This is a genomic window from Amycolatopsis eburnea (assembly GCF_003937945.1).
Lineage (GTDB): Bacteria > Actinomycetota > Actinomycetes > Mycobacteriales > Pseudonocardiaceae > Amycolatopsis > Amycolatopsis eburnea.
This window is the reverse complement of record NZ_RSEC01000047.1, coordinates 18,419-41,050: the sequence shown is the minus strand read 5'-3', so window position 1 is coordinate 41,050 and position 22,632 is coordinate 18,419. Positions and strand designations below refer to the sequence as shown.

23 protein-coding genes are annotated in these 22,632 nt (G+C 72.5%); 10 read left to right on the top strand and 13 right to left on the bottom strand.

The features are described from left to right. The 3 genes from EIY87_RS21490 to EIY87_RS21480 all read left to right on the top strand — a co-directional run. Positions 1 to 890: family 2B encapsulin nanocompartment shell protein (locus tag EIY87_RS21490; RefSeq protein ID WP_263855618.1), on the top strand; the 890-nt coding region annotated here is incomplete at its 5' end. 111 nt (positions 891 to 1,001) lie between these two features. Next, positions 1,002 to 1,892 (top strand): SDR family oxidoreductase, encoded by an 891-nt coding sequence (locus EIY87_RS21485; RefSeq protein ID WP_125311013.1) that lies wholly within the window; start codon positions 1,002 to 1,004, stop codon positions 1,890 to 1,892. A gap of 11 nt (positions 1,893 to 1,903) precedes the next feature. Continuing rightward, positions 1,904 to 2,263 carry a darcynin family protein gene (locus EIY87_RS21480; protein ID WP_125311011.1) on the top strand — a complete coding sequence of 120 codons (360 nt, stop codon included), beginning with the start codon at positions 1,904 to 1,906 and terminating at the stop codon, positions 2,261 to 2,263. 44 nt (positions 2,264 to 2,307) lie between these two features. Here the strand turns inward: EIY87_RS21480 and EIY87_RS21475 are convergent, their stop codons facing one another. Together EIY87_RS21475 and EIY87_RS21470 are read right to left on the bottom strand one after the other, a co-directional pair. Then, positions 2,308 to 3,900 (bottom strand): MFS transporter, encoded by a 1,593-nt coding sequence (locus EIY87_RS21475; protein ID WP_125311009.1) that lies wholly within the window; start codon positions 3,898 to 3,900, stop codon positions 2,308 to 2,310. Positions 3,901 to 4,018: 118 nt separating this feature from the next. Further along, a complete protein-coding gene (locus EIY87_RS21470) occupies positions 4,019 to 4,663 on the bottom strand; it encodes a dTDP-4-dehydrorhamnose 3,5-epimerase family protein (protein WP_125311007.1) in 645 nt (214 codons plus the stop codon). Positions 4,664 to 4,797: 134 nt separating this feature from the next. On the opposite strand from EIY87_RS21470, the gene EIY87_RS21465 reads away from it, so the two are divergent. Continuing rightward, the gene (locus tag EIY87_RS21465) at positions 4,798 to 5,961 is read left to right on the top strand and encodes a DegT/DnrJ/EryC1/StrS family aminotransferase (protein ID WP_125311005.1); all 1,164 of its coding nucleotides are present in this window, start codon (positions 4,798 to 4,800) and stop codon (positions 5,959 to 5,961) included. 43 nt (positions 5,962 to 6,004) lie between these two features. On the opposite strand, the gene EIY87_RS21460 is transcribed toward EIY87_RS21465, so the two are convergent. Both EIY87_RS21460 and EIY87_RS21455 read right to left on the bottom strand, forming a co-directional pair. Further along, positions 6,005 to 6,781 carry a class I SAM-dependent methyltransferase gene (locus EIY87_RS21460; protein ID WP_125311003.1) on the bottom strand — a complete coding sequence of 259 codons (777 nt, stop codon included), beginning with the start codon at positions 6,779 to 6,781 and terminating at the stop codon, positions 6,005 to 6,007. Next, positions 6,778 to 7,299: a pyridoxamine 5'-phosphate oxidase family protein gene (locus EIY87_RS21455; RefSeq protein ID WP_125311001.1), complete on the bottom strand. Its 522-nt coding sequence runs from the start codon at positions 7,297 to 7,299 to the stop codon at positions 6,778 to 6,780. Before EIY87_RS21455 ends, EIY87_RS21460 begins: the two co-directional genes overlap by 4 nt. Before the next feature lie 210 nt (positions 7,300 to 7,509). Between EIY87_RS21455 and EIY87_RS21450 the strand changes: the two genes are divergently transcribed. Together EIY87_RS21450 and EIY87_RS21445 are read left to right on the top strand one after the other, a co-directional pair. Next, the gene (locus tag EIY87_RS21450) at positions 7,510 to 8,868 is read left to right on the top strand and encodes a nucleotide disphospho-sugar-binding domain-containing protein (protein WP_125310999.1); all 1,359 of its coding nucleotides are present in this window, start codon (positions 7,510 to 7,512) and stop codon (positions 8,866 to 8,868) included. Positions 8,869 to 8,893: 25 nt separating this feature from the next. Beyond that, on the top strand, positions 8,894 to 10,243 hold the full coding sequence (locus EIY87_RS21445; RefSeq protein WP_125310997.1) for an FAD-dependent oxidoreductase: 1,350 nt from the start codon (positions 8,894 to 8,896) through the stop codon (positions 10,241 to 10,243). Here EIY87_RS21445 and EIY87_RS21440 read toward each other — a convergent pair. From EIY87_RS21440 to EIY87_RS21415, 6 genes are read right to left on the bottom strand one after another with little or no spacing between them, the layout of a single operon-like run. Further along, positions 10,240 to 11,241, bottom strand: a complete 1,002-nt coding sequence (locus EIY87_RS21440; protein WP_125310995.1) for a proline racemase family protein — start codon at positions 11,239 to 11,241, stop codon at positions 10,240 to 10,242. The genes EIY87_RS21445 and EIY87_RS21440 overlap by 4 nt on opposite strands. Further along, positions 11,242 to 12,153 carry a dihydrodipicolinate synthase family protein gene (locus EIY87_RS21435; protein ID WP_125310993.1) on the bottom strand — a complete coding sequence of 304 codons (912 nt, stop codon included), beginning with the start codon at positions 12,151 to 12,153 and terminating at the stop codon, positions 11,242 to 11,244. Next, a complete protein-coding gene (locus EIY87_RS21430) occupies positions 12,150 to 13,436 on the bottom strand; it encodes an FAD/NAD(P)-dependent oxidoreductase (protein ID WP_125310991.1) in 1,287 nt (428 codons plus the stop codon). The genes EIY87_RS21435 and EIY87_RS21430 overlap by 4 nt, the downstream gene beginning before the upstream one ends. After that, positions 13,433 to 13,681: a (2Fe-2S)-binding protein gene (locus EIY87_RS21425; protein ID WP_225439970.1), complete on the bottom strand. Its 249-nt coding sequence runs from the start codon at positions 13,679 to 13,681 to the stop codon at positions 13,433 to 13,435. The genes EIY87_RS21430 and EIY87_RS21425 overlap by 4 nt, the downstream gene beginning before the upstream one ends. Before the next feature lie 2 nt (positions 13,682 to 13,683). Then, positions 13,684 to 14,850: an NAD(P)/FAD-dependent oxidoreductase gene (locus tag EIY87_RS21420; protein ID WP_125310987.1), complete on the bottom strand. Its 1,167-nt coding sequence runs from the start codon at positions 14,848 to 14,850 to the stop codon at positions 13,684 to 13,686. Positions 14,851 to 14,910: 60 nt separating this feature from the next. Further along, positions 14,911 to 15,480 (bottom strand): helix-turn-helix domain-containing protein, encoded by a 570-nt coding sequence (locus EIY87_RS21415; protein WP_125311017.1) that lies wholly within the window; start codon positions 15,478 to 15,480, stop codon positions 14,911 to 14,913. Between the two features lie 74 nt (positions 15,481 to 15,554). On the opposite strand from EIY87_RS21415, the gene EIY87_RS21410 reads away from it, so the two are divergent. After that, entirely contained in the window at positions 15,555 to 16,574 is a 1,020-nt protein-coding gene (locus tag EIY87_RS21410) for a methyltransferase (protein WP_125311015.1), read from the top strand. On the opposite strand, the gene EIY87_RS21405 is transcribed toward EIY87_RS21410, so the two are convergent. The 3 genes from EIY87_RS21405 to EIY87_RS21395 all read right to left on the bottom strand — a co-directional run bounded on the left by EIY87_RS21405 (position 16,562) and on the right by EIY87_RS21395 (position 20,493). After that, positions 16,562 to 16,858: a DUF1540 domain-containing protein gene (locus EIY87_RS21405; protein WP_125310985.1), complete on the bottom strand. Its 297-nt coding sequence runs from the start codon at positions 16,856 to 16,858 to the stop codon at positions 16,562 to 16,564. The genes EIY87_RS21410 and EIY87_RS21405 overlap by 13 nt on opposite strands. An 87-nt stretch (positions 16,859 to 16,945) precedes the next feature. Then, a complete protein-coding gene (locus tag EIY87_RS21400) occupies positions 16,946 to 18,277 on the bottom strand; it encodes an MFS transporter (protein ID WP_125310983.1) in 1,332 nt (443 codons plus the stop codon). A 203-nt stretch (positions 18,278 to 18,480) separates the two neighbouring features. Beyond that, the gene (locus EIY87_RS21395; RefSeq protein WP_125310981.1) at positions 18,481 to 20,493 is read right to left on the bottom strand and encodes a phosphocholine-specific phospholipase C; all 2,013 of its coding nucleotides are present in this window, start codon (positions 20,491 to 20,493) and stop codon (positions 18,481 to 18,483) included. Positions 20,494 to 20,640: 147 nt separating this feature from the next. On the opposite strand from EIY87_RS21395, the gene EIY87_RS21390 reads away from it, so the two are divergent. From EIY87_RS21390 to EIY87_RS21380, 3 genes are all read left to right on the top strand, one after another. Then, a complete protein-coding gene (locus tag EIY87_RS21390; RefSeq protein WP_125310979.1) occupies positions 20,641 to 21,189 on the top strand; it encodes a MarR family winged helix-turn-helix transcriptional regulator in 549 nt (182 codons plus the stop codon). 169 nt (positions 21,190 to 21,358) lie between these two features. Next, a complete protein-coding gene (locus EIY87_RS48405; protein WP_225439968.1) occupies positions 21,359 to 21,505 on the top strand; it encodes a hypothetical protein in 147 nt (48 codons plus the stop codon). A 113-nt stretch (positions 21,506 to 21,618) separates the two neighbouring features. Further along, positions 21,619 to 22,554 (top strand): LysR family transcriptional regulator, encoded by a 936-nt coding sequence (locus EIY87_RS21380; protein ID WP_125310977.1) that lies wholly within the window; start codon positions 21,619 to 21,621, stop codon positions 22,552 to 22,554. Positions 22,555 to 22,632 lie beyond the last annotated feature (78 nt).

Here is a 22,632-nt window from a genome sequence, read left to right as displayed (position 1 = left end):
CCGACGCCACCTGGGACCACACCGCCCGCGCCGCCACCCGCGTCACCGCCCTCGTCCTGCCCGCCGCGACCTACACCCGCCTCAACGGACGCCTGGACTCCCTGCGCGCCCACCTCACCGAAGCCGCGGCCCGCCCGGTGAAACCGCAGAACAGCAAGGGTGAAGCGAGCATCGACCTGTCCGCCGGGCACGACGGCGAACCCCGCCTCGCGGGCACCTATGTCGACTACGACCCCGCACCCCGGGAATACGAACTCGCCGTCGCCCAAACCGTCCTGCACACCCACAACCGCATCACCGACCTCTACAACACCCCCCACAACCAACTCGACCAGCAACTGCGGCTGACCGTCGAAGCCCTGCGGGAACGGCAGGAACACGACCTGATCAACAACACCGACTTCGGGCTCCTGCACAACGCCGGGCTCAAGCACCGGCTCACCACCCGCAGCGGGCCACCGACGCCGTTGGACATGGACGATCTGCTCTGCCGCCGCCGCAAAACCAAGTTCTTCCTCGCCCACCCCCGCGCCATCGCCGCGTTCGGACGGACCTGCACCGCCCACCGGGTTTACCCGGATACCGTTGTCCTCGACGGGAAACGGGTCAACGCCTGGCGCGGCGTCCCGATCCTCCCCTGCGACAAAATCCCCGTGACCGAGGCCGGGACCACGTCGATCCTGGCGATGCGCACCGGCGAAGACGACGCCGGCGTGATCGGATTACGCCCCAAGAAACTCCCCGACGAATACCAGCCCGGCGTCAACGTCCGGCTGATGGGCACCGGCGACCGGGCCGTCACCTCCTACCTCGTCAGCGCCTACCACTCCGCCGCCGTACTCGTCCCCGACGCACTCGGCATCCTCGACGACGTCGAAGTCGGGCGCTGAGCGAAAAGTTGCGCCTGACGCAAGTAGCCCTTGCCAGAGTTGCGTGGCACAAGTACTACCGAGGCTCCTAACTTCGATCTCGACCAGAGATTCCGAAGAAGGAGCAGCAGAATGCACGTGTTCGTCACCGGCGCGACCGGCTGGATCGGCTCGGCCGTCGTCGACGAGCTCCTCGGCTCCGGGCACGAGGTCACCGGCCTCGCCCGCTCGGACGCCGCCGCGCTCGCCCTCGGCAAGAAGGGCGCGCGGGTCCGGCGGGGCGACCTCGACGACCTGGCCGGGCTCCGCGACGCCGCGCTCGACGCCCAGGCCGTCGTCCACCTCGCCAACAAGCACGACTGGGGCAACCCTGCGGAGAGCAACCGGGCCGAGCGGGCCGCGGTCGAGACGCTCGCCGAGGCCCTCGTGGGCACGGACCGGCCGTTCGCCCTCGCCGCCGGGCTCTCGGGCCTGGTGCGGGGACGGCCCGCGACGGAGTCCGACGTCTCCCCCGAGGTCGGCCCGGACTCGCACCGCGGCGGGGCCGAGAACCTCGCGCTCGAGTACGCGGAGAAGGGCGTCCGGGTGCTGAGCGTCCGCTTCGCCCCGTCGGTGCACGGCCCGGGCGACCACGGGTTCCTGGCCGCGATCACGGCCGCCGCGCGCGAGCACGGCGTGTCGGCCTACCCCGGCGACGGCACCACGGCGTGGTCCGCGGTCGCCCGCGCCGACGCGGCCCGGCTCGTCCGCCTCGGTCTCGAAGGCGCGCCGGCCGGGACCAAGCTGCACGCCGTCGCGGAGGAAGCCGTGACAGCGCGGGAAATCGCGGAGGCGGTCGGGCGCACGCTCGACGTCCCGGTGGTCTCGCTGGCGCCCGAAAAGGTCGCCGAGCACTTCGGGTTCGTCGGCCGGTTCTTCGCGCTGGACATGACGGCGTCGAGCGCCCGCACGCGCGAGCTGCTCGGCTGGACGCCCTCCGGGCCGGGCCTGGTCGAGGACATCGAAACCGGCGCGTACGCCTGAAAGGGGAAGTCATGTCCTTCGAAGCCGAAGTCACCGCGTTCATGCTCGTGAAGACGACACCCGAGTGGCTCGGTCTCACGGTGGCGCAGCGGGTGCACGCGTTCGAGACCGAGATCCTCCCGGTCGTGAAGGAAAAGGCGAAGGGGGTGCGGTCGCGGTTCTTCGACACCGAGTTCTACTCCGCGCGCGTCACCGACGTCTGGGTGTGGGAGGCCGCCGACCACCAGTCCTACCAGCTGGTGATCGAGGCCCTGCGCGAAACCCCGTTCTGGGACCGGTACTTCGAAATCACCGAGATCCTGGTCGGGGTCGAGAACGGGTACGCGAAGAACTACGGCATGAGCACCTTCGCCACCGTCGACCTCGAGTGAACGCCGGGAGCGCCGGGAGCACACCGCTCCCGGCGCTCCGGAGGCTAGGCGGCCTCCTCGGCCTCCACCGGTTCCGGCGTGATGTCGGCGTCGGCCGGTGCGGCCGCTTCGCCGTCCAGGCGGACGTTGCGGAACAGCACCAGCGCGAGCGTCGCGAGCAGCGCGATGAGAATCGCGCAGACCAGCGCCGCGACGGCGAACCCGCTCGTGAACGCCTCGCGAACGGACGTGAGCAGCGTGCTGCCGGCCTGGCCGGACAGGCTCTGCGCGGCCGCCGTGCCTTCGGCGATGCCGCCGTTGGCCGCGGTGGCGACGTCCGAGGGCACCCCGGCCGGCACCTCGATCTGCCCGCGGTAGGCGGCCGTCGCGATGCTGCCGAACAGGGCGATCCCGAGCGCGATGCCGAGCTCGTTGCTGGTCTGCGAAATCGCGCCGGCCGCGCCCGCCTTCTCCGGCGGGGCCGAGCCGATCACCAGGTTGATGCCGAGCACCACCATCGGGGAGAGCCCACCGGTCGCCAGCACCGTGCCGATCACCGTGACCGGCAGCCCGTTCGTCACCGGAACCTGGGTGAGCACCAGGAAACCGGCGGCGGAGACGGCCATCCCCACGGCGATGACGAACGCCGGGCGGAACCGCTGCGCCAGCGGCGGCGCGATCATGTACCCGACCATCATCGCGACGGTGTACGGGATCAGCCACAGGCCGGAGTTCAGCGGCGAGAGGCCGAGCACCAGCTGCAGGTACTGGTTGAACAGCAGCAGGATGCCGCTGATCGTGGACCCGCCGAGCAGCAGGATGCCGAGCGCGCCGCTGAAGGCGGGCCTGCCGAGCAGCCGGATGTCCAGCAGCGGGTCGGCGAGCCGGCGCTGGCGGCGGACGAACGCCGTGCCGAAGAGCAGCCCCACCACGAGGACCAGGGTCGGCACGAGCACGGACTCACCGCGCGCCAGTTCCTTGAGGCCGTAGATGACCGGCAGGACCGCGGCGAGCGAAAGACCGGCGCTGATCAGGTCCAGCCTGCCGGCCCCCGTCCCGGGTTCGGACCGCGGCAGCAGGATCGGCGCGGCGACGAGCAGCAGCACCATCACCGGCAGGCCGAGCAGGAACACCGAGCCCCACCAGAACGCCGACAGCATCACGCCGCCGACCAGCGGGCCGATCGCCAGGCCGACCATGAAGCAGCTCGTCCAGATGCTGAGCGCCATGCCGCGCTGCTTCGCGTCGCGGAACATGTTGCTGATCAGGGCCATCTCGGTCGGGACCAAAGTGGACCCGGCGATCCCGAGCGCCGCACGCGCGATGATGAGCATCGTCGCGCTGGTCGAAAACGCGGCCACGGCCGACGCCGCGCTGAACAGCGTCGCGCCGATCATCAGCAGTTTCCGGTGCCCGATGCGGTCGCCGAGGTTCCCGCTCGTGACCAGCAGTCCGGCGATGGTGAACCCGTAGATGTCGATGATCCACAGCATTTGCGAACTGCTCGGGTGCAAATCCGCGGTCACGTGCGGAATCGCCAGCAGCAATACGCTCATGTCCAGCGCCAGCAGCAGGGTCGGAAGGGTGAGGACGGCCAGGCCGACCCACTCCCGCCTGCCCGCCCGCTCACCGGAGTGGGTCGAGCTGTTCGTTGTCATGAGAAACCCTTCATGCGTCCGGCATATACCGTCAACACTCGACCCGATCGACGGTGCGGGCATCCTTGAAAATGCGCAGTTTGCGGCGCCGAAGCGGTTTCGACACTACCTTCGTAATTCAGTGCGCCGATGTCGAATCGGCGGGCACCCGGTTTTCCCGCAGCCGCCGGTAGTGCGCCACGCATTCCCCGTACCGCGGCAGCAGCCCCGCCGCCAGCGCCTCGGCCAGCCGGGGCGCCGCGCGGTCCTTGGGCGACAGCAGCGGCTCGACGTCCGACGGCCACGGCAGGCCCAGTTCCGGGTCGAGCGGGTCGAGGCCGTGCTCGCGGCCCGCGTCGTACTCGGTCGTGCACAGGTAGGACAGCACGGTGTCGTCTTCGAGGGCCATGATCGCGTGGCCGAGCCCCTCCGGCACGTACACCGCGCGGAACTCGAGCGGGTCGAGGCGCACCGCGTCCACCACGCCGAACGTCGGGGAGCCGACGCGGATGTCGGCGACCACGTCCAGCAGCGCCCCTCGCGAGCAGTAGACGTACTTCGCCTGGCCGGGTGGCACGTCGGCGTAGTGCAGGCCCCGGATCGTGCCGCGCCGGGACCGGCTGTGGTTCAGCTGAGCCACCTTCAGCGGGTGGCCGACCGCCTTGACGAAAGCCGCTTCCTGGAAGGGGCACACGAACAGGCCCCGCTCGTCCGGGAACACCCGCGGGCCGAACTCGAACGCGCCCGGCACGGCCAGTTCCCTGGCGTCTTGAACCTCTCCCAATGTGCCCACCCTCTTCCCGACCGGCGATGAACGCGAAGACCTGAGGCAGGATTATTGCGCACAAAACGGGCAGATCGCCATCAACAGGATTTAGACGGCCTTCCGGTGCACGTGGCCGGCGGGAAGGAGTGCAGATGACAGGGTCACCGCCGCGGTTCAGCACGCCGCTGCACGTCGGGCGGCCGAACATCGGCGACCGGAGCAAGTTCCTCGACCGGCTCGGCGGCGCACTGGACCGGCACTGGCTGGCCAACAACGGCCCGCTGGTGCGGGAATTCGAGGCGCGGGTCGCCGCGCTGGCCGGCACCCGGCACTGCGTCCCGGTGGGCAATGCGACGGTGGGCATCCAGATCGCGGCGAAGGCGGCCGGGATCGCGCCGGGCGACGAGGTCGTCGTGCCCTCCTTCACCTCGCCCGCGACGGCGCACGCACTGCACTGGATCGGCGCCACGCCGGTGTTCTGCGACGTCGACGGCACCGCCAACGCGGACCCCGGCCACGTCGCCCGCCTCATCGGGCCGCGGACCCGCGCGATCGTCGGCGTGCACGTGTTCGGCAGGCCGTGCGAGATCGACCGGCTGGCCGCGCTCGCCGAGCGGCACGGCCTGCCGCTCATCCTGGACGCCGCCCAGGCGGTCGGCTGCACCTACCGCGGCCGGCCGATCGGCGGCTTCGGTGTCGCCGAGGTGTTCAGCTTCCACGCGACGAAGTACCTGAACAGCTTCGAAGGCGGGGCCATCGTCACCGACGACGACGAGCTCGCCGAGCGCGCCCGCGCCATGCGCAACCTGGGGATGAACGACGAGCGGGACCAGGTGGTGTGCGGCATCAACGGGCGGATGACCGAGGCGTCCGCCGCGATGGGGCTGACCTCCCTCGACGCGATGGAGACGATCATCTCCGCGAACCGGCGCAACCACCGGTTGTACCGCTCGGGCCTGGCGGGCCTCGACGGCGTGCGCCTGCACGAGCCGGCTCCCGGGGAGCGCGCGAACCACCAGTACATCGTCATCGAGGTCGACGGCGCGGTCGCCGGCGCCGATCGCGACACCGTGCTCGGCGCCCTGGCCCGGCACAACGTGCTGGCCCGGCGCTACTTCCACCCCGGCTGCCACCAGATCCCGCCCTACCGCGACCACCCCGCGCTGCACACGCCGTTGCCGTTGCCGCGCACGGAAGCGTTGTGCGACCGGGTGCTTTCGCTGCCGACCGGGACGGCCGTCGGGCCGGCCGAGATCGCGGGGATCTGCGGCATCATCCGGGAAGCGTGCACCGGCGGGCAGGTGCGGGCGGCCTGACCGGACGGCCGGGCCTCGTCGGGTCCGGCCGTCCGCCCGGCGGTCAGGAATCCTTGCGCACGGCGATGAACAGGCCCGGCGCGTTGTGCGGGCGTTCGCCGAGCCGCCACGGGATGTCGGCGAACTCGACCGCGCAGCCGGCGTCCTCGAAGGCGCTCACGTACTCGTCGCGGGTGAACAGCCGCATCAGGAAGACGTCCGTCCACTCCCGGATGCCGTCCGGCTGGGCGACGACGAACTTGATCTCCACCCGGGCGCTGTCGCCCTGGCGGGTGGAGTGCGTGACGCGCGAGACGATCCGCCGCTCCTCTTCGACCAGGTGCCCGCCGACGTACCCGTCGAGGAACTGCTCGGGGAACCAGCCGGGCTCGACCACCAGCACGCCACCCGGTTCCAGGTGCCGCACCAGCCGGTCGACGGCGAGCCGCAGGTCGGCGACGGTTTCGACGCACGCGATCGCGTTGCCCAGGCAGACGACGGCGTCGAAGGTGCGGCCGAGGTCGAAGGTGCGCATGTCGCCGGGGTGCACCGAGACGCCGGGCAGCCGGCGCCGCGCGACCGAGCGCATGGCGTCGGCGAGTTCGACGCCTTCGGTGTGGTCGAACGCCTTGCCGAAGCGGCCCAGGTGGGCGCCCGTCCCGCAGGCGACGTCCAGCAGGCTCTCCGCGGCCGGCCGCCGCGACCGGATGATCCGGGTGATGTCGTCGGCTTCGTTTTCGTAGTTCTTGCCGCGGCTGGTGAAGACCAGGTCGTACAGCTCGGCGTGGGCGTCACCCCAGGAGCCGTGGATGTCGGCCCAGCCGCGGTCGTCGTCGGTCATGACTCCTCCGTCCCGAAGCGCCAGCGAGCCGAGCCGAAGGGCTCCGAAGTGCCCAGGCCGAACACGGTCCCGACGGTGACTTCGTAGAGTTCGTAAGGGGGCGGCCCCGCGGTGGGCGCGCCGAAGGGCGCCTCGTACGCGCCGTCCACGACGGTGAGCGGCCAGCCGTACTTGTCGTGGTACAGCTCGGCGACCCGCCGCAGCTCGGCCTCGTCGGTCACCTTCGCGGCCGTGCCCTCGATGACGATGTCGAGGTCGTCGCTGGTGGCCGTGATGACGCAGTGCGGGTTCTCCGCGAGGTTCTTCGCCTTGCGCTTCGCGGGGTTCGACGTGAAGTACATCGAGCCGCCGTCCCAGACGCCGAACAGCGGCATGACGTGCGGCCGCCCGTCCGGGCGCACGGTCGAGAGCCAGTACGTGGAGTTCCCGTGCACGAGGCCCTTTTCCACCAGCTCCCAGCTCGGTGCGGGGGCGTCGTACCCACTGATCACCTTGCCTTCCGGCGCTTCCGCAGTCATCCGGCAGTCCTCCTCACAGCCCGGTTCGAGGCAAGAGTCGCATTTGTCCCACTTTCGCCAGCGATCATGACCGATCCGCGCACGGTTTTCTTCTCCGAGGGTGCTCAGTGCTTTCGGCGGCACCCGATCAGGGCGGTCTCGCACCCGGGAAGAAGACCCCCGGATCGGACTTAGCGACCATCGGGAACAAAGAGGATTTAAGGAGTAGTCATGCGCGTTGCGTTCGCCTTGTGGCCGAACCCCGTCCACCTGTACCCGATGGTCCCGCTCGCCTGGGCGCTGCGCGCCGCCGGGCACGAGGTCTACGTGGTGTCCCACCCGGCGCTCGCCACCATGGCCACCAACTCCGGCCTGCCGTTCGTCCCCGTGTGCGACGAGGCCGCGATGCCGGTGCCGATGGGGCCGGGCAACGCCTACACCGAGGAACGGGCCAAGGTCGAGCTGATCACCGCGGCGCTGGACCTGCCCGAGGCGGCCCGCGAGCGGTGGAACATCTTCAGCCAGTTCCTGCTGCCGTCCATGTGGGACTTCAACCCCTACCAGGGCGACGCGGCGAACCTGCCCGCGATGGACGGGCTCGTCGAGTTCTTCCGCGGCTGGCGGCCCGACCTGGTCATCTGGGACCCGTGCTTCGCCGGCGCCGGGGTGGCCGCGCGGGCGGTCGGGGCCCGGCACGCCCGCTACACCGGGCCGGACTTCGTCGGCTGGTGCCTGGACACCTTCGAGGAGATCACCGGGCGCCCGGGCGCGCCGGCCGTCGACAACCCGCTGGCCGAGACGATCCGGCCGATGGCGGAGAAGTACGGCGTCCCGGTCGACCGCGAGACGATGCTCGGGCAGTGGACGCTGAACCCGATGCCGGCCGCCATCAACTGGCCGGTCGACACGACGATGGTCCCGGTGCGGTGGATCCCGCACGCCAACGCCGAGATCATCCCGGACTGGCTCTACCCGCTGCCGGACCGGCCCCGGGTGGCGCTGTCGCTCGGGCTGTCGATGCGCAGCTACATGACCACCGGCTGGGAGTACGTCGAAGTCCTGCTGGAAGCGCTGGGCGGACTTGACATCGAGGTCATCGCGACGCTCAACGAGAAGCAGCTCAGCGCGGTTCCCCGCGTGCCGGACAACGTGCGGGTGGTCGACTACGTCCCGCTCGACCAGCTGATGCCGACCTGCTCCGCGCTGATCCACCACGGCGGCTTCGGCACCACGATCGCCGCCGCGACCTCGCGCGTGCCGCAGCTCGTCGTGGACTTCCTCGAGGAGGACGTCACGGCGGTCGCCCTCGACGGCGGCGTCGCGGCCACCCGGTACGTCGTCGCGCCCACCACCGTCGGGTTCGTCTCCGGCCCGGGCGCCGGCGACGTGATCGACCTGAGCCGCCCGTCGGTCGAGAAGATCCGCGCCCAGGTGACCCGGGTGCTCACCGACGAGTCCTTCCGCCACGGCGCGGACCGCCTCTACGGCGACCTGCTGACCGCCCCGAGCCCGACCGACGTCGTCGCCCAGCTGGAGAAGCTCGCGCAGCCTTCGCGGTTCTCCAGCCGCGCCACGGACCGAGCCGCCTAGGCCCCGAACCCGAGGAGGTGCCGGGATGAGCAACGGAAGCGCGGAACGCGCCGTCGTCCTCGGCGGAAGCATCGCCGGCCTGTTCACGGCCCGGGTCCTCGCCGAGGTGTACGGCGAGGTGGTCGTGGTGGACCGCGACCGGTTCACCGGGCCCGGGGTGCGCCAGAGCGTGCCCCAGGGCCGGCACGCCCACGGCCTGCTGGCCCGCGGGCAGCAGGCCGCGGAGGAGCTGTTCCCCGGGCTGACCGGCGAGCTGCGCGAGGCGGGGGTCGCGGTCGGCGACGTCTCGGCGCGCATGCGCTGGTACGTCGACGGGCACCGGCTGCGCCCGGGCCCGACCGGCCTGCTCATCATCGGCGCCGCCCGGCCGGTGCTGGAGCACCACGTTCGGGCACGGGTCGCCGCGCTGCCGAACGTGCGGTTCCTGACGGGCCACGACATCGCCGGCCTGGCGGCGACCGCGGACGGGAGCCGGGTGACCGGGGTCCACGTCCAGGAGCGCACCGGAGGCAGCACCCCACGGCGCCTCGACGCCGCCCTCGTCGTCGACGCCACCGGCCGCGGTTCGCGGGCACCGAAGTGGCTGAGCGCGCTGGGCTACCCGGACGTGCCCGTGGAGCGCGTCAAGGTCGACCTGGCGTACACGAGCCGCCGCTACCGGCTGCGCACGAACCCGTTCACCGACGAGCAGTCGATCAACGTGATCGCCACCCCGGGCCACCCGCGCGGGGCGTTCTTCCACACCCTCGGCGGCGACGAGTGCCTGCTGTCGCTCACCGGGCTGCTGGGCGACCACCCGCCGACGGACCCCGAAGGGTTCCTGGCGTACGCGAAGTCCCTGCCCGTGCCGGACGTCCACGACGCCATCGCGGACGCGGAACCGCTGACCGAACCGGTCTGCTTCCGCTTCCCGGCGAGCACGCGGCGCCACTACGAGCTGCTGCCCCGAGTCCCGGACGGCTTCCTCGTCGTCGGCGACGCGTTCTGCGTCTTCAACCCGGTGTACGGCCAGGGCATGACCGCGGCGGCGTTGCAGGCCCGGACCCTGCGGCAGCACCTGGGCGGCACGCTCCGCCCGGCCCGGTTCTTCGCCGACGCGGCCCGCGTGATCGACGCCCCGTGGGAGATCGCGGCCGGCGGCGACCTGGCGTTCCCGGGCGTGACCGGCCGCCGCAGCGTCAAGACGCACCTCGGCAACGCCTACGTCGCCCGCGTCCAGTCCGCGGCGACGCGCGATGCCGAGGTGACGAACGCCTTCATGCGCGTCGCCGGCCTGATCGACCCACCGCAGGCCCTGATGCGGCCCCGCCTGGCGCTGCGCGTCCTGCGCGGCGCCCGGCGAGCCGCCCGGGACGACGACCAGCTCGCCGCTTAGAGCACGAAGCCCGCCGGGAACGGGTCCGCCGGGTCCAGCAGGTAGGTGGCGGTGCCGGTGATCCACGCCCGGCCCGAGAACTCCGGGATCACCGCCGGCACCCCGCCCACCTCGGTCTCCCCCACCAGTTCGCCGGTGAACGTCGTGCCGATGAACGAGCTGTTCTCGAACGGCGTGTGCAGCGGCAGCTCGCCGCGGGCGTGCAGCTGCGCCATCCGGGCGGACGTGCCGGTGCCGCACGGCGAGCGGTCGAACCAGCCCGGGTGGATGGCCATCGCGTTTTGCGACGCCCGCGCGTCCGAGCCCGGCGCCAGGAACTGGACGTGCTTGCAGCCGCCGATCAGCGGGTCCTCGGGGTGCTTCGGCGGCCGCTGATCGTTGATCGCGGCCATGATGTCCAGGCCCGCGCCCAGGATCCGGTCCTTCTCGGCCCGGTCGAACGGGATGTCCACTTGGGACAGTTCGAGGATGGCGTAGAAGTTGCCGCCGTAGGCCAAGTCGTAGCGGACCTCGCCCAGGCCCGGCACGGAAACCACGGCGTCGCGCTCGGCGAGGAACGACGCGACGTTGCGCAGCTTGACCCGTTCGGCGCGCCCGTCGCGGACGGTCACCTCGGCGTGCACCAGCCCGGCCGGGGTGTCCAGGCGCACCACGGTCACCGGCTCGGTCACCTCGACCATGCCGGTCTCCACCAGCACCGTCGCGACGCCGATCGTGCCGTGGCCGCACATCGGCAGGCAGCCCGAGACCTCGATGTACACCACGCCCCAGTCGGCGTCGGCGCGGCAGGGCGGCTGCAGGATCGCGCCGCTCATCGCGGAGTGGCCGCGCGGCTCGTGCATCAGGAACTGCCGGATGTGGTCCAGCTCGGCCATGAAGTACCGCCGCCGCTCGGCCATCGTGGCACCGGGGATCGAAGCGACGCCGCCGGTCACCACCCGCGTCGGCATGCCTTCGGTGTGCGAATCGACCGCCGTGATCGCGCGCGAGGACCGCATCTACGCCACCCCCAGCGCGGCCAGCGCGCGGCCCATGTCGGCGCGGACCTGCTCGCGGTGGACGTCCGAGAGCGGCCCGCGGGGTGGCCGGCACGGGCCGCCGCGGCGGCCGACCAGGTCCATCCCGAGCTTGATCGCCTGCACGAACTCGGTGCGCGAGTCCCAGCGGAACGCCGCGACCAGCGGCTCGTACAGCGCCTTCGCTTCGTCGAGCTTGCCCGCGGTGGCCAGCTCGTACAGCCGCGCCGACTCGGCCGGGAAGACGTTGGGGAACCCGGCGAACCAGCCCGTGGCGCCCATCAGCAGGCTCTCCAGGACGACGTCGTCGGCCCCGCTGATCACGGCCAGTTCCGGTGCCCGCTCACGGATTTCCAGCACGCGCCGGACGTCCCCGGAGAACTCCTTGACCGCCACGACGTTGTCGATCCGCGCGATTTCGGCCAGCAGGTCCGGGGTGAGGTCGACCTTGGTGTCGAAGGGGTTGTTGTAGACCATCACCGGCAGCCCGACCGAGGCGACGGCTTCGAAGTGCGCGAGCACCTCGCCGCGGTTGGCGCGGTAGAGCGTCGGCGGCAGGCACAGGACGCCGTCGGCGCCGTCCTCGGCCGCGGCCTCGGCCCAGTACCGGGCCTGGTGCGCGCCGGGGCCGTGCACCCCGACGACCACGATCCCGTCGTCGCCGACGGCCTCGATCGCGGTGCGCGCGACGCGGCGCCGTTCTTCGTCGGTGAGGGAGGAGTACTCGCCGAGCGACCCGTTCGGGCCGACCCCGCGGCAGCCGTTTTCGACCAGCCAGCGGCAGTGCTCGGCATAGGCGTCGTAGTCGACGGCCAGCCCGGCGGGCGCGCGGTCGTCCTCCCGGTACGGCAGGGCGGCGGCGACGACCACGCCCCCGAGGTCACGGGTCTTCATGCCTCGTTCTCCTTCGCGTCGGCGAGCTCGCCCAGGCGGATCGGCTGGGCGATCGGACGGTGGTGGCGTTCGGCGGTGCCGCACAGCGCGCTGACCGCGGCGCCGCACATCCGGCCCTGGCAGGGGCCGAGGCCGGCGCGGGTGCCGAGCTTGAGCGCGTGCGGACCCGGCGCGGCGGGATCGCGGACCGCGCGTTTCAGTTCGCCGGCTGTCGTTTCCTCGCACCGGCAGACGATCGTGTCCTCGCGCAGCCAGCCCGGCCAGGCCGCGCCGATCGGGTGGGCGGCGGCCAGCCGATCGGCGAACGCGCGCGTGCGGTCCCGCTCGCGCAGCAGCGCGCGGTCCGGCACGCCCCCGGCGGCGGCGCACCCGGCGACAGCGCCTTCGGCCGCCGCGGCGTCCGCGCCGCCGATGCCGGTCAGCTCGCCCGCTGCGAACACCCCGGTAACGCTCGTGCCCTGGTCCTCGCCGACCCGGACGAAACCGCCGTCGAGCGCGCACCCGGCCGCGACGGCCAGGTCCGGCTGCGGCGCGAACCCGTGCCCGACGCAGACCGCGTCGACCTCGTAGGTCCGTTCGGTGCCGGGCACGACCGACCAGTCCGCGCGCAGGCGGGCGGTGACCGCCTCCCGCACGCGGTCGTCCCCGCGGGCTTCGACGACGGTCCGGCCCAGGTGGTACGGCACCCGGTGGCGGGCCAGCGCGGCCGCGTACCGGGCCAGCTCCCCCGCCTTGCGCGCGTCCCGCCACGACCATCCTTTCCGGACGGTCGACGCCGGGTTCGCTTCCAGGACGGCGAGAACGCCGGCGCCGGCAGCCAAGAGCGACTCGGCGACGGGCAGCAGGAACGGCCCGGCCCCGGCGACCAGCACCCGCCTGCCGACGGCCACCCGCTCCCCCTTGGCCAGCGCCTGCGCGGCGCCCGCGGTGAAGACGCCGGGCAGCTGCCAGCCCGGGAACGGCAGCGTGCGGTCGTGCGCGCCGGTGGCGAGGACCAGCGCGTCGGGCTCGAGGACGTGCCGCTCCCGCCCGGCGCCGTCGGCCGGGCCGCGCAGGACGTGCAAGCGTTTGCCGTCGACCGCCCACACCGTGCTTTCCGGCCACCACGAGCACCGGCTCAGCACCGCGTCGAAGCCGTGCGGCATCCCCGGCGGCTGCCGGTGGTACTGCCCGCCCGGCGCGTCGGACTGGTCCAGCAGCGTGACGTCGGCACCGGCGCGCACCGCGTGTTCGGCGGCCGCGAGCCCGGCGGGCCCGGCGCCGACGACGACCACCCGCGTCACGCGTCCTCCCGGGACTGGGTCCGGATTTCGTCGCCGTCCGCGGCGCGGCGGCGGCAGGCGCGGACGTCGGGTACGCCGTTCACGGTCAGCAGGCAGTCGAAGCAGGCGCCGATCCCGCAGAACACGCCGCGCGGCGCGCCGGACCGCGTGGTGCGCCAGGACCGCCGCCCGGCCGCCAGCAGGACGGCCGCCACGGTCTGGCCTTCGACGCCCCGCACGCGTTCGCCGTCGACGGTGATTTCGATGCTCACGCGACCACCGCCGGACGGTCCACGGTGAACTCTTCGACCGGCATCGACGGCGTTTGCCCGGTGAGCAGCTCCCGCAGCAGCCGCGCGGTGCCGACACTCAGGCCGATACCCGCCCCTTCGTGTCCCGTTGCGTGCCAAAGGTTTCCGAGCCGGGGATCCTCGCCCAGCACCGGCAGGTGATCGTCCACATAGGGCCGGAACCCGCCGTAGGCCCGCATCACCGCCGCGTCGGCGAGGGCGGGGAACAACCGGACGGCCTTGGCCGCGATGGCGCCGAGCACTTCCGGCCGGATCGCGTCGTCGAAGCCCACCCGGCGGCGCGACGAGCCGATCAGCACGGTGCCGCCGCGTGTCGACTCGACCACCGCGGAGGTCTGCAGGTCGCCGCTGCCGGTGCCGACCGCACCGACGTAGTCGGCGTCGTAGACCTTGTGCCGCACCACGCCGGGCATCGGGGTGGTCACCAGCACCTCCCCGCGACGCGGCCGGACCGCGACCGGGGCACCGAGCCGCGCCGACACCTCGCCGGCCCACGGGCCCGCCGCGTTCACGACGACGTCCGCGTCGAGGACTTCGCCGGGTACGCGGACCCCGGTCAGCCGGCCGCCTTCGACGCGGGCGCCGGTCACCTCGGTGTCCGCGCGCAGCCGGGCGCCGTGGGCGAGCGCCGAGCCGAGCAGGGCCAGCGCGGCGCCGGCCGGCTGCACCTGCGCGTCTTCGGGGTAGCGGACGGCGGCGGTCACCTCGCGGGTGAGCGCCGGCTCGGCCGCCGCGACGTCCGCCGCGGACAGCCGCTCGGTGCGCACCCCGGCGGCGGCCTGCGCGGCGGCGAAAGCGGTGAGCGCGCGGGCACCGGCCTCGGTGGTGGCGACGACGATGCCGCCCTTGGGGTCGAACTCCACCGCGGCCGCCGCGCGCGGGTCTTCGGCGGTGAGTTCTTCGACGAGCCGCGGCCACAACCGGTTCGAAAGCCGCGCGAGCGCGAGTTCCGCGCCCGGTCCCTTGTCCGAGACGAGGAGGTTGCCTTCACCGTGCGAGGTGGTGCCGCCAGCGGGCCGGCCGCGGTCGACGACGAGGACGTCGAAGCCGGCCAGGCGGAGCTCCCTGGCACACGCCGCACCGACGATCCCGGCGCCGATCACCACCACCCGCGTTCGGTTCATCGACCCTCCAGCGTTCGGTAAAGCGAACGATCGGAGCGTAGGTCCGCCGTCGGAACGCTGTCAATCCGGCAGCACGGGGTGCGGGCGGCCGTCGAGCCGCTCGTCCGCGCGGTACTGCAGCAGCAGGACGGAGTGCACCGGGGCGGCCAGCGCGGTGTAGCTGTGCGGCTCGCGGGCGTCGAACGCGACGTAGTCCCCCGGCCCGAGGTCGACGACCCGGCCGGCCACCTCGACCCGCAGCCCGCCGGTCTGCACGACGGTGTGCTCGACGCCGACGTGCCCTTGCGAACGCTGGGGCGCGTCGCCCCGCACGACCTGGTCGTAGACCTCGAAGACGCTGTTCTCGGCCTCGATCCGGCGCAGCGGCCGCAGGTCGACACCCTCGCCGCGGAGCACCTCGACGTCGGCGCCGCGGACGACGGTCAGCCCGCCGCGCGGCCGGTGGTCGAGCAGGTCGGAGATCGCCACCTCGAGGGCGCGGGACAGGCTGAAGACCGTCTCGATGGTCGGGTTGCCGGTGCCCGCTTCGAGCTGCGAGAGCGTCGCCTTGCCGATGCCCGAACGCCGCGACAGCTCCGACAGCGACAGCTCGCGCGCCGCCCGGGCCGCGCGCAGGTTGACCGCGAGCATGTCCCGGATCGACGGGTCACCGCCGTTCGGTAAAGCGTCCACTCGCCCCGCCTTCCGTTCGGTTCAGCGACATGATGACACGCGCTAGCCTGGGCCTGGTGAACATCCTCGCGATGGCCGGCCTGGCCACCCCGATGGCGATCCGGGTGGCGGCGACGCTCAGCCTGGCCGAACGCGCGGGCGACGCGGGCGCGACCGCCGAGCAGCTCGCCGCGGAGACCGGCACCTCGGCCCCGGCCCTGCGCTGCCTGCTCGACCACCTGGTGGCGGTCGGCGTCTTCGAAGCCGCGCCGGGCGGGTACCGGCCCACCGAACTCGGCGCCCAGCTGCGGGAAGACGCGCCGGAGGGCGTGAAGCCGCTGCTGGACATCGGCAGCGCGGGCGGGCGCGCCGAACTGGCGTTCGCGGACCTGCTGGGGACGATCACCACCGGCGAGCCCGCCTACGTCCGCCGTTACGGCCGGGACTTCTGGGCGGACATCGACGCCGAGCCGGCCCTGCGGAGCTCGTTCGACGCGCAGATGCGCTGGCGCTTCCAGGTGCAGGCCCCGCAGATCGCCGAGCGCTTCGACTGGGGCCGCTTCCCGCGGATCCTGGACGTCGGCGGCGGGGCGGGCACCCTGCTCGAGGCGATCTTGCGGGTCCACCCCGGCGTCCGCGGTGAGGTGCTGGACCTGGCGCCGTCGGCCACCGCCGCGGCGGAGCGGTTCGCCGCGGCCGGGCTCTCGGACCGCGCCGGCGCGGTGCCCGGCAGCTTCTTCGACCCGCTGCCCACCGGCGCGGACGCGTACCTGCTGTCGGACATCCTGCACGACTGGGACGACGCCCACGCCCGCCGCATCCTGGAAAACTGCCGCCGGGCGGCCGGCCAGGGCGCCACCGTGGTGGTCGTCGAGCCGGTGCGCGGCCAGGGCGCGGACACGGCCATCGACCTGTTCATGCTGATGTGCTTCGGCGGCCGCGAACGGACGGTCGGCGAACTCACCGCGCTGGCCGCCGAAAGCGGTCTCGAGCCGCGCGGCACGAGCCCGGTGTCGGACGGCCGGACGGCACTGGAATTCGTGCCCGCCGGCCGGGCCCGTTACGGCTCGTAGGTCAGGCAGTTCGCCGCGTGCCCGCCCTGGCCGGCCCCGACGCGGACGCTGGGCGCGGTGCACTCCAGCGCCGAGTTGTGCCGGCAGTCCGCGCGGGAGCACGCGCCGACCTGCGCGACGACGCGGTCGAGGCCGCCCTTCGTGTTCAGCGGGACGAACGTGCCGCAGTCGGCGGACCCGTTGTCCCCGCCGACGGTGATGGCGAACGCGTGGCAGCCGTCGTGGTTGTAGGAGCAACCGCTGACGGTGCATTCGTGGACGGCGGGCATTTCGGTGGTGGTCATCCGAGCTCCTGGTTCCGTGGTGGGAAAACAGTCGGTCCCCCGACGCTCCCACCCGGCCCCGGGCCCCGCAATTCGCGGGCCCCGGCTTTACCCGGTCGGGTCGGTGGCGCGGGACTCCGCCGGCACTTCGGCCGTCCGGAGGGGAACGCCCCGCCGGTCGCGGACGAAGAAGGTCGCCAGCAGGCCCAGCAGCGTCATCCCCGCGAGGTAGGCGCACACCGAGTAGACGGTCCCGGTGCTCGACTGCAGGGCTTCCGCGATCGTCGGCGCGAACGCCCCGCCCAGGACGGCGCCGAGGGCGTAGGAGATCGCCGCGCCGCTGTAGCGGACCCGCGTCGGGTACATCTCCGCGTACAGCGCGGCCTGCGGGCCGTAGGTGAGCCCGAGGCCGACGGAGAACAGCACCAGCGCGAGCACGAGCAGGCCCACGTTCGCGGTGTCGAGCAGCGCGAAGAACGGCACCATCCACAGCAGCTGGACGGCGAACCCGATGCGGTACACCTTGATCCGCCCGACGCGGTCCGCGAGGTGCCCGCCGACGAGCGTGCTGACCAGCCAGGCGACCGCCGACACCATGACCGCGGCCAGCACCGTGGACCGGTCCAGGTGCAGCGTCTTGACCGCGTAGGACTGGACGTACCCGCCGGTCGTCATGTACCCGACGGCGTTGTTCGCGGCGAACAGCACCGCGCCGAGCAGGACCAGCACCCCGTGGTGCCGGACCAGCGGCACCAGCGGCAGGCTCGACCGGCTGCGCGTGCGGCGCACCTCTTCGAACACGGGACTTTCCGCGACGCGGCCGCGGATCAGCAGACCCACGACGATGAGCACGAAGCTCAGCAGGAACGGGATGCGCCAGCCCCAGGCGAGGAACTGCGCGGGCGTCGTCACGGCCGCGGCCAGCGCGAGGGCGCCGTTGGCGAGCAGCAGCCCGATCGGTACGCCGATCTGCGGGAACGCACCGTAGAGCCCCCGCCGGTCGGCGGGCGCGTGCTCGACGGCGAGCAGCGCCGCACCACCCCACTCCCCGCCGGCCGAGAGCCCCTGCACGATCCGCAGCACGACCAGCAGCACGGGGGCCGCGGTCCCGATCGAGCCGGCGCCGGGGACCAGGCCGATCAGCACGGTCGAGACACCCATCAGCAGCAGCGTGGCGATCAGCAGCGCCCGCCGCCCGAACCGGTCCCCGAGGTGCCCGGCGACCACGGCGCCGATGGGCCGGAAGAAGAAGCTGATCCCGACCGTCGCGAAGGACAGCAGCAGCGCGTCCTTCCCCAGCGCGGCGAAGTACTGGGTGGCGAAGACGAGCCCGGCCGAGATGGCGTAGATGAAGAAGTCGTACCACTCGATGGTGGTCCCGGCCATCGCCGCGAGAACCACCCGGCGGTGCTCCCGATCGATGCTTCCGAACAGTCGCATGACGGCTCCTTTGGTGTCCGCTGACCGTGGGCAGGATCGTATATAATTTTCGATATGATCCGCAAGGGCCGCTGACATGCGAAAACCCGGCCGGCGCGGAGCCGACCGGGTTTTCGCGGTGGTTCGTGACTTCAGCGGCGAGGGATGGTTTCCGCCGCGAGCCCAGGTCCGGAGGTCATGTTGCAGGCCCCCTCACGGCAAGCTCACTCCGTCAGGATCGCCGGGTCGCTCGTGCTCGGCCGCCCCGTCTCGACGTGGCCCGCCAACCGGCGCAGGAACTTCGGATCCGCGTCCGAGGTCACCGAAACGTCGTACCAGTTCCCGCTCCGCCGGATCCCGATCGTCTCGACGACCTTCGCGCCCGGCCGCACCAGGCGGGTCACCGCACGACGGCCGTAGGCGTCCTTCACCGTCAGCCGCACCGGCGTCGTACCGGGGTTGGTCAGGACCAGGGTCAGGTCACCGTCGCCGCAGCGGACCGCGACCTCGGGGCCCGCCGCGCCGCCGCGGAACTGGCGGACGAAACCGCTCGGCCCGTAAGCCGTGTAGTCGTACGCGCCCGCCGCCGGCAGGGTGGCCGTGAGGGACTGGCCCGCACCCGCGGTGTACGTCCGCGGCTCCCCCGACGGCGAGACCACGTAGAACGCCGCGCCCGCGCGGCCGTGGCTGGCGAACGTCACCGCCAGGCCGCCGCCGGTCAGCCGGGCGTCGGCCGACAGGTCGTACGGGAGGGCCCGGGCCGGGCGCGAGCCGCGTTCCTGCTTGGGCAGCGCGTTGGTCGCCGGGACGGCGGGGACGTAGTCCGGGTGCCGGTCGCGGTCCGGCGGCTCGTAGCCCGCGGTGTCCGGCAGGGCGGGCACCCGCGGGTCGGTGCGGGAGAAGTCGAACGCCGAGGTCAGGTCGCCGCACACCGAGCGCCGCCAGGGCGAGATGTTCGGCTCGTGGACGCCGAAGCGCCGTTCGATGAACCGGATGATCGACGTGTGGTCGAACGTCTCCGAGCACACGTAGCCACCCTTGCTCCACGGCGACACCACGAGCATCGGCACGCGCTGGCCGAGCCCGTAGGGGCCGGCGGGGTTCGACGCCGAGCCGGCGAAGATCTCGCCCGTCGTGTCCACTGTAGACTGACCGGCGGTCGCGTACGGCGGGACGACGTGGTCGAAGAAGCCGTCGTTCTCGTCGTAGGTGATGAACAGCGCGGTCTTGCTCCACACCTCCGGGTTCGCCGTGAGCGCGTCGAGCACCTGCGCGATGTACCAGGCGCCGTAGTTCACCGGCCAGTTCGGGTGCTCGCAGAACGCTTCCGGCGCGGTGATCCACGAAACCTGCGGCAGCTTCCCCGCCTTGACGTCGGCGCGCAGCCGGTCGAAGTAGCCCTCGCCCGCCTTGGCGTTCGTGCCGGTGCGGGCCTTCTCGTACAGCGCGTCGCCGGGCTTGGCGTTGCGGTAGGAGTTGAAGTACAGCAACGAGTTGTCGCCGTAGTTGCCGCGGTAGGCGTCGTCGATCCAGCCCCAGCCGCCGGCGGCGTCGAGGCCGTCGCCGATGTCCTGGTAGATCTTCCACGAGACCCCGGCCTTCTCGAGCCGCTCGGGGTAGGTCGTCCAGGAGTAGCCCTTTTCGTCGTTGCCGAGCACCGGGCCGCCGCCCTGCCCGTCGTTGCCGGTGTAGCCCGTCCACATGTAGTAGCGGTTCGGGTCGGTCGAGCCCATGAACGAGCAGTGGTAGGCGTCGCAGATCGTGAACGCGTCGGCCAGCGCGTAGTGGAACGGGATGTCCTCGCGCGTCAGGTACGCCATGGTGGTCGATCCCTTGGCGGGCACCCACTTGTCGTACTTGCCGCCGTTCCACGCCGCGTGCGTGTCGTTCCAGCCGTGCGGGAGGTCCTGGATGAACTGCAGGCCGAGGTTGTCCGCTTCGGGACGGAAGGGGTAGATGTCGCGCTTGCCGTCCGACTGCGCCCAGACCGATTTGCCGTTCGCCAGGGTCGCCGGCCGCGGGTCGCCGTAGCCGCGCACGCCGCGCAGCGTGCCGAAGTAGTGGTCGAACGACCGGTTCTCCTGCATCAGGACCACGATGTGCTCGATGTCCCGAACCGTCCCGCTGTGCCGGTACGCCGGGATCTCCGCCGCGCGGGCGATGCTGGTGGACAGTGCGGAAAGGGCAGCCGTGCCGCCGGCCAGCTGCAGGAAGCGCCGACGATTGACGTCCGTCATGGGGACTCCGGGGGTGTCGTGGTGGAGAGCCGGGTCAGTATGGGTCGCTGATCGAGAACCTGTGCCACGACAGAGGCTAACTCCGGTTGAAACCCTGGTTAACGAGCTTCCCAATTACGGAAGTACGTACTAATGTAGTGCTTCACTATGAACGACGTATCCGACGCGGCGTTCGGCCGGGACGCCGACGACCGCCTGTTCTCCCCCGGTGTCCGCGCGGCGCTGGCGGGCTTCGCCGTCGACGGCGACACCGGCGCGCTGGAGGCGGCCGCGGCCGTGCGCACGGCCGCGCGCGCCCTCGACCAGCTGCGCTCCCGGGGCACCGACAACCGCGGCCTCAGCCCCGGCGCGCTCGACATCCTCATCCGCGTCGCCGGCCGCGAAGCCGGCACCAACGTCAAAGACCTGGCCGCGTCCGCCGGGGTCAGCTCGCGCAACGTCACCGGCCTCGTCGACACCCTGGAACGGGCGGGCCTCGCCGAGCGGGTCCCCGACACGCGTGACCGCCGCTCGGTGCTGGTCCGGATCACCCCGGACGGCCGGACCTGGCTCGAGGACTTCCGGCGCCCGTCCCAGGCGGCGATGGCCGCGGTGTTCCGCGGCTTCACCCCGGAGGAGATGGCGGTGCTCCGGCACCTGTGCCTGCGCCTCGTCGAGAACCACCAGCACCTCGCCCGCTACCTGGAGGACCGATGACCGACCCGACCCGCGAGGCCGTGCAGGCCTACCACCGCGCGCGCTTCGACGGCGACGTGACCGCCGCGGCTTCCTGCCTCGCCGACACCTTCTCGTTCGAAAGCTGATCAGCGAGCTGTACGGCGAGTCGGAGGCGACACTCGTCTACGACGTCCACACCGCGACACCGGTGGGCGTCCAGCGCACGGCCGAGCACTTCCGGTTGCGGGACGGGAAGATCGAAGCGATCACGCTGATCTTCGACGCGACGCGCTGGCACCCGATCATGGCAGCGGCACCCGTCCGGCTGCCCGGATCCGCGGAGATCACGAGCTGAGCTCGAACCCGGACGGGACACCACCGCGCTCGGTGTACCCGCCGCGCCGGAGCACAAACTCAGCGGCGGAGCACGACGTCGAGGGTGCGCTCCCACCGCACTAAGCTGCCGGGATGGAGCTACGCCAGCTTCGGTACTTCGTGGCCGTCGCCACGGAACTGAACTTCGGCCGGGCCGCGGAGCGGCTGCACATCGCGGGTCCCTCGCTGTCCCAGCAGATCAAGGCGCTGGAGCGCGACCTCGGCGTCCGCCTCTTCGACCGCGACCGGCGTTCGGTGTCGCTCACCGCCTGCGGCGAGGCGCTGCTGCCCCGGATCCGCGCGCTGCTGGAGCAGGCGGACGACCTGCGGCGCTCGGCGGCGGGCTTCGCCGCGACCGAACCGGTGCGGCTGGGGTACGTCAACTGGCGGCCCGCCGACCTGCTCGACCGGACCGCGGGAGTGGCGCAGCTGCACGTCGACACGTGGGTGCTGCCTTCGCACGCCCAGCTGCGCCGCGTCGCCGACGGCAGCATCGACCTGGCCATCAGCTGGGCCCGCGCGGCCGACCTGGCCGAGCACGGCCTCGAAGGGCACCTGATCGGCGCGGACCGCCTGCACGCGATCGGCCGCGGCACCGCCCCGGTGCGCGCGTCCGACACGGTCGTGCTGGTGGACGCGGACACGGCGAGCTGGGCCTCCTGGAACGCCTTCGCCGAGGAGTTCGCCGCCGCCACGGGGGCGACGGTGGTCCGCACCCACGACGGCGGCATCACCGGGCCGGCGTTCTTCGAGCACGTCCGCAAACTGGGCCGCCCCGTGCTGAACTCCCCCAAGGGTCAGACGGCGCCGGTCCCGCCGGACCTCGCGCGGCGGCCGGTCGTGGACCCGGCGCCGTTCTGGACGTGGTCGCTGGTGTGCCGCCGGGACGAGACCCGCGCGGCGGTCCGCGGCGTGCTCGCGGCGTTGACGCGGGACGTCGGCTCGCCGGTCACCGGGAACGCGTGGCTGCCCGCGGACGACCCGCACGCGCAAGCGGCGCAGACCCGCTCCCGCTCAGCGGAGGTCTGAGGGGGGTCGACCTGCGAGCGGAAGCGGGAGTTCAGGACACCCGTTACAACGCACGGCCCCGGCCGGTGTTCCGGCCGG

Coding starts and splice junctions, on each gene's coding strand:
- EIY87_RS21485 (WP_125311013.1), top strand. CDS start 1,002: ATGCACGTGTTCGTCACCGGCGCGACCGGCTGGATCGGCTCGGCCGTC.
- EIY87_RS21480 (WP_125311011.1), top strand. CDS start 1,904: ATGTCCTTCGAAGCCGAAGTCACCGCGTTCATGCTCGTGAAGACGACA.
- EIY87_RS21475 (WP_125311009.1), bottom strand. CDS start 3,900: ATGACAACGAACAGCTCGACCCACTCCGGTGAGCGGGCGGGCAGGCGG.
- EIY87_RS21465 (WP_125311005.1), top strand. CDS start 4,798: ATGACAGGGTCACCGCCGCGGTTCAGCACGCCGCTGCACGTCGGGCGG.
- EIY87_RS21460 (WP_125311003.1), bottom strand. CDS start 6,781: ATGACCGACGACGACCGCGGCTGGGCCGACATCCACGGCTCCTGGGGT.
- EIY87_RS21455 (WP_125311001.1), bottom strand. CDS start 7,299: ATGACTGCGGAAGCGCCGGAAGGCAAGGTGATCAGTGGGTACGACGCC.
- EIY87_RS21450 (WP_125310999.1), top strand. CDS start 7,510: ATGCGCGTTGCGTTCGCCTTGTGGCCGAACCCCGTCCACCTGTACCCG.
- EIY87_RS21445 (WP_125310997.1), top strand. CDS start 8,894: ATGAGCAACGGAAGCGCGGAACGCGCCGTCGTCCTCGGCGGAAGCATC.
- EIY87_RS21440 (WP_125310995.1), bottom strand. CDS start 11,241: ATGCGGTCCTCGCGCGCGATCACGGCGGTCGATTCGCACACCGAAGGC.
- EIY87_RS21435 (WP_125310993.1), bottom strand. CDS start 12,153: ATGAAGACCCGTGACCTCGGGGGCGTGGTCGTCGCCGCCGCCCTGCCG.
- EIY87_RS21420 (WP_125310987.1), bottom strand. CDS start 14,850: ATGAACCGAACGCGGGTGGTGGTGATCGGCGCCGGGATCGTCGGTGCG.
- EIY87_RS21415 (WP_125311017.1), bottom strand. CDS start 15,480: ATGCTCGCGGTCAACCTGCGCGCGGCCCGGGCGGCGCGCGAGCTGTCG.
- EIY87_RS21410 (WP_125311015.1), top strand. CDS start 15,555: ATGACACGCGCTAGCCTGGGCCTGGTGAACATCCTCGCGATGGCCGGC.
- EIY87_RS21405 (WP_125310985.1), bottom strand. CDS start 16,858: ATGACCACCACCGAAATGCCCGCCGTCCACGAATGCACCGTCAGCGGT.
- EIY87_RS21400 (WP_125310983.1), bottom strand. CDS start 18,277: ATGCGACTGTTCGGAAGCATCGATCGGGAGCACCGCCGGGTGGTTCTC.
- EIY87_RS21395 (WP_125310981.1), bottom strand. CDS start 20,493: ATGACGGACGTCAATCGTCGGCGCTTCCTGCAGCTGGCCGGCGGCACG.
- EIY87_RS21390 (WP_125310979.1), top strand. CDS start 20,641: ATGAACGACGTATCCGACGCGGCGTTCGGCCGGGACGCCGACGACCGC.
- EIY87_RS21380 (WP_125310977.1), top strand. CDS start 21,619: ATGGAGCTACGCCAGCTTCGGTACTTCGTGGCCGTCGCCACGGAACTG.